General features: G+C 51.0%; 2 protein-coding genes and 2 pseudogenes. 2 read left to right on the forward strand and 2 right to left on the reverse strand.

Annotated elements, in window-relative coordinates; all coding sequences use genetic code 11:
* Positions 1–38 precede the first annotated feature (38 nt).
* Complete coding sequence (wzz(fepE), locus tag FTV34_RS16570; RefSeq protein ID WP_021544858.1) at positions 39–1,181, reverse strand: LPS O-antigen length regulator Wzz(fepE); 1,143 nt, start codon at positions 1,179–1,181, stop codon at positions 39–41.
* A gap of 194 nt (positions 1,182–1,375) precedes the next feature.
* On the opposite strand from wzz(fepE), the pseudogene FTV34_RS16575 reads away from it, so the two are divergent.
* A pseudogene (locus FTV34_RS16575) lies at positions 1,376–1,838 on the forward strand (transposase).
* Between the two features lie 1,886 nt (positions 1,839–3,724).
* On the opposite strand, the pseudogene FTV34_RS16580 reads toward FTV34_RS16575, so the two are convergent.
* A pseudogene (locus tag FTV34_RS16580) lies at positions 3,725–3,907 on the reverse strand (TM2 domain-containing protein); the annotation flags it as partial.
* Here FTV34_RS16580 and FTV34_RS16585 point away from each other — a divergent pair.
* Positions 3,907–4,146, forward strand: a complete 240-nt coding sequence (locus FTV34_RS16585) for a cupin domain-containing protein (RefSeq protein WP_218945200.1) — start codon at positions 3,907–3,909, stop codon at positions 4,144–4,146. The pseudogene FTV34_RS16580 and the gene FTV34_RS16585 overlap by 1 nt on opposite strands.
* Positions 4,147–4,272: the final 126 nt, after the last annotated feature.

The following is a 4,272-nucleotide window of genomic DNA, read 5'->3' on the forward strand; positions in this document are numbered from 1 at the left end:
AAAAAAGGCGCTGAATCAGCGCCTTTTTAATATCGTCGTTACTCTGTTGCTGGCGTTACGGCCGTTATCGGCTCTGGCAACGGATTACGCGAGAGCATTGCCTCACGCAGCAGCACGCTGCCGCAGGCAAACAGGCCGCCCAGAATCCCTGCCAGCAGCACAATCAGGGCTTTGCCCGGACCGTCTTTTTTCACCGGCAGTGACGGTGAAAGCTGATACCTGAAGGGTTCAAGCTTCACGTCTTCCACGGACAGTTTTTGCAACTGAGTCAGATAGTATTCACGGTTCTGGAAATCCGCATTCAGCTCGGCCACGTCCTTCAGATTCTTTTCAATCTGCAGCTTTTGCGCAATACCGTCAGCACCCAGCGCCACGGAGTAGTCAGGATCGTCTTTTACCGCCTGTCCGTTGCTGTAAACCGGCTTCTTAATGCCTGCCGCGTTCGCCACTTCCAGCGAATAGTTGAGGCGCTGCAGGTTGGTGTTGTGGATATTGGTCAGACGCACGCGATCCAGCTCCAGCTGCTGCTGAACGACTTTCGTTTTCAGCGTGATCTGGTTACGGATATTTTCCATCGTCTCCTGCTCAACAATGCGGGAGATATAGTTGATGTAACCTTCCAGAACCGTCTGCGCGTCTCCCGCCGTCGGGGCGGTAAAGCTCAGCGTCCATGAGGTATACGGCGCTTTGTCTGCGTCTTTAACCTGCGTGTTATCTGTCGCTTTCATTTTCTCAGCAATATTCACCACCGCGCGATGCAGCTCCAGCGGGTCTACCTCGGTGCCTTCCAGCTGAGACATCACGTACGGGGAGGTTTTCATGTACTCTTCGAGCAGCGACTGCGACTGAAACTTTTTGATGAACAGGTTAAACACGTCTCCACGGCTCACCTTCGCGTCGACGTCCAGCACCTGCAGCGTCACCATCATCTGGCGCAGCGTGTTCCACTGCGTCTGCTCGGCCGGCGTGATCACGGCTTTACTGGTCCATTTTTGCGGGATTAAAAACGCAATGGCCAACCCTACTACGGCGAACGCCAGGACGATCGTCACAATACGTTTTTTGGCTGCCAGAAGTACGTCTAACAACCCCAGGAGATCTATCTCTTTGGTGCTTACCGCCGGAGTGGCATAACGGGGAAAATCGAGGTCCGTGTTTTTCTTGAAATCCATCGCTGACATAACCGTTCTTCTTTTTGGAGCGCAGTAAATTTCTGCCTGATTGGTTGCAGTGGTCGGATGATACAAGAAAGTAAGAATAATCTGAACGCCAGATTGATCTATCTGTAGACCGACTATCAGATTTAGGGAAGGTGCGAACAAGTCCCTGATATGAGATCATGTTTGTCATCTGGAGCCATGGAACAGGGTTCATCATGAGTCATCAACTTACCTTCGCCGACAGTGAATTCAGCAGTAAGCGCCGTCAGACCAGAAAAGAGATTTTCTTGTCCCGCATGGAGCAGATTCTGCCATGGCAAAACATGGTGGAAGTCATCGAGCCGTTTTACCCCAAGGCTGGTAATGGCCGGCGACCTTATCCGCTGGAAACCATGCTACGCATTCACTGCATGCAGCATTGGTACAACCTGAGCGATGGCGCGATCGAAGATGCTCTGTACGAAATCGCCTCCATGCGTCTGTTTGCCCGGTTACATGAAAGCCAGCATCCGGGCCAAGGTGGAGCACCCATTTCGCATCATCAAGCGACAGTTCGGCTTCGTGAAAGCCAGATACAAGGGGTTGCTGAAAAACGATAACCAACTGGCGATGTTATTCACGCTGGCCAACCTGTTTCGGGCGGACCAAATGATACGTCAGTGGGAGAGATCTCACTAAAAACTGGGAATAACGCCTTAAATGGCGAAGAAACGGTCTAAATAGGCTGATTCAAGGCATTTACGGGAGAAAAAAATCGGCTCAAACATGAAGAAATGAAATGACTGAGTCAACCGAGAAGAATTTCCCCGCTTATTCGCACCTTCCCTAATAGCGCGGCTGCGATTCTACTTTTTTCACCTGAACCTGAAGAGGCGTTTGTGGCTCCGCAGTGTGGGCATGACTTTGCTGTTTCGTGTATTTCCTTGCCGCATCCTCGGCAGTAAACCATTGAACTCATTTTTTATCCTCGAGCTTATTTTTAGTTGGGATGCATAATATCCGATGTTTTATAACGATATGCATCCTATATGCTCGGGTGGGATAGATTTCCATTATGGTGAAGGATCTTCTTGAGATCCTTTCTGTAGCGTCGTAATCTCTTGCTCAGTAAACGAAAAAACCGCCCAGCAAGGCGGTTTTTCGAAGGTTCTCAGAGCTGCAACTCTTTGAACCGTGGTAACTGGCTTATGAGGAGCGCAGTAACCAAATCTGTTCTTTCAGTTTAGCCTTAACAGGCGCATAACTTCAAGACTAACTCCTCTAAATCAGTTACCAGTGGCTGCTGCCAGTGGCGCTTTGTCGTGTCTTTCCGGCTTGGACTCAAGTCGATAGTTACCGGAGAAGACGCAGCGGTCGGACTGAACGGGGGGTTCGTGCATACAGTCCAGCTTGGAGCGAACTGCCTACCCGGAACTGAGTGTCAGGCGTGGAATGAGATAAACGCGGCCATAACAGCGGAATGACACCGGTAAACCGAAAGGCAGGAACAGGAGAGCGCACGAGGGAGCCACCAGGGGGAAACGCCTGGTATCTTTAAGTCCTGTCGGGTTTCGCCACCACTGATTTGAGCGTCAGATTCTGTGATGCTTGTCAGGGGGGCGGAGCCTATGGAAAACCGGCAACGCCGCGGCCTTTTCTTTTGCCTCTCGATCCTCTCTCATTGCCTGTGCCTTAATGTCTCCGTTCCCTCCGCTCGCCGCAGCCGAACGACCGAGCGTAGCGAGTCAGTGAGCGAGGAAGCGGAATATCCCCGGACTTATCTTCGGCACCGTACGCGCCAGTGCTGCATTTTTTAATACGATGCAGGATAGGGCTAACGCCGCAAAGTGACGTCACCTGACGTTCCTGGATTACAAAGGTTAAAGCAGCGGACAGGAAATGTTTTGTGCCCACAGCTATGCTGGCTTATTCACAAAACAGCGGGACAAGATGTGTTTTTGGAGTACCGCCGGCCCGCTAAAGACTCCTGGTTAGCTCCCGCATGTTTGCTATCTTTTTGCTACCATTTTGCTACTTTTTTGCTATCTCCAGAGTCTTCTGGTCTTTCGGTTGCTATCCTTTTGCTACTTTTTTGCTATCAAAATGCTACCTCTCCCTTCTTGCAATAAATGACCAAGGCACGTTAGCGATGTATACATCGCCGCGCCGCAAGGGTGCCCCTTCCGAATCCCGTTCATCACTGCGTGCTGATTCATCCACGTTAAATCCGACCCCCTTAGCAATAAATCCAGCCATGCCTGACGGCCTGGCCAACGCCTCACGGCCGCACAGTAAACTGCACACCCGTGAGGCGTTATTCGTGAGGTTCAGTGGTGCTTTTGGGCGTCCAGCCGGATTTTAGCCGCTAAAATCCCGGCCATGCATGTGTGTGCATAGCCATGCAGACGCGCCAGAATCATCAGGCGCGTTTTTTCACGATATAGGCACAGGGAAGTGTCGGAAACAGGCAGGAAGACCCAGAAACGCCCTGAGAGCCTCTCAGGCGGTGCACGCAACGGATGTTATGGTAAATCTGCCTCACAGACTGGTACAAAAAAAGCCCCGCAGGGCTTTTTTGCTATGAGTTAGCCATATTTTCTTGCGAATTTTTCATCGGAATCGCATAGATAAATAATAAACTCAATAAACGCGATGATCGCGGGTATGAATGTCCAGCAAAAAATTAGATACAGGAATCCCTGTCCTATTTTACCTAAGTAAAATTTATGTACGCCAAATCCACCAAGGAAGAATGCTAAGAAAGATGATGGCGGTGGAGGTCAATTTTGAGCAGGGTGCGATTGGCCCGATGCACAATCACCCGCATGAACAGCTTACCTATGTGCTCTCCGGGGAGTTCGAGTTTACGATAGGTGAAGAAAAGCAGATCGTGACGGCGGGCGATACGCTCTATAAAGCGCCGCACGTGATGCACGGCTGCATTTGCCTGAAGCCCGGCACCCTTCTGGATACCTTTACGCCGGTGCGCGACGATTTCCTGAAATAAAAAAAGGCGCTGAATCAGCGCCTTTTTAATATCGTCGTTACTCTGTTGCTGGCGTTACGGCCGTTATCGGCTCTGGCAACGGATTACGCGAGAGCATTGCCTCACGCAGCAGCACGCTGCCGCAGG

Origin of the sequence: Acinetobacter sp. YH16038, assembly GCF_013417275.1 — a bacterium.
GTDB lineage: Bacteria > Pseudomonadota > Gammaproteobacteria > Pseudomonadales > Moraxellaceae > Acinetobacter.

Excerpts from the sequence above, each read along its gene's own strand:
- FTV34_RS16585 (WP_218945200.1), top strand. The coding sequence starts at position 3,907 with ATGGCGGTGGAGGTCAATTTTGAGCAGGGTGCGATTGGCCCGATGCAC.